The organism is Vibrio sp. 2130-1 (genome assembly GCF_033339515.1).
Map to the genome: position 1 here is coordinate 1 of NZ_JAWOUT010000506.1, position 586 is coordinate 586.

The 586-nt window shown below is 44.9% G+C and carries 1 protein-coding gene; it reads right to left on the minus strand.

From position 1 onward, the window contains the following. Positions 1–5 precede the first annotated feature (5 nt). Positions 6–586: FCD domain-containing protein (locus tag R7Q09_RS27095; RefSeq protein ID WP_318144071.1), on the minus strand; the 581-nt coding region annotated here is incomplete at its 5' end.

The following is a 586-nucleotide window of genomic DNA, read 5'->3' on the forward strand; positions in this document are numbered from 1 at the left end:
GACGTTTATAGCGGATTGTCGATGGCGGTTTCGACACATTGCAACGACTTCAACAAATAACGATCCAGAAACTGCACCGCATCGTCACTATTTTTAGACAGCGATAACTTCATGATCATCTCTTGTTCATCGATATTGCAGTGACCTTGATTGTTCGTTCCTAGCACTTGCATAGCAAAGTAATGGTAACGCTTGATCTGGTTTAAAATATCTCGGAAGAAGGTAAACAAATTGTGCGAGTTCGCCCCCTCAAGCAACGCTTCAAGAAAGTGATAGTGGCGTTCTTCCCATTCTCTCCAGCAAAAGCCTTGGTCGAGATTCACTCTAGATAGTTTGTGGTATGAAGTTAGGACGTCCAGTTCCCAGTTCTCATCACCTGTCATGATCGCCTTTCTCAATAGAAATGAAGCCGTCATCCGTAGGCTTTCATACAAGTCATTCAACTCATGCTTACACACTGGTGCAACCCAGCAGCCTTTTTGCGGCGCGAGTTTGACGTATTTGCTCCACGATAGCTGAACCAATGCTTCGCGAATAGGGGAGGCACCTACGTTGTATTTCTCTTTTAGCTCTGCAACCACAAGTT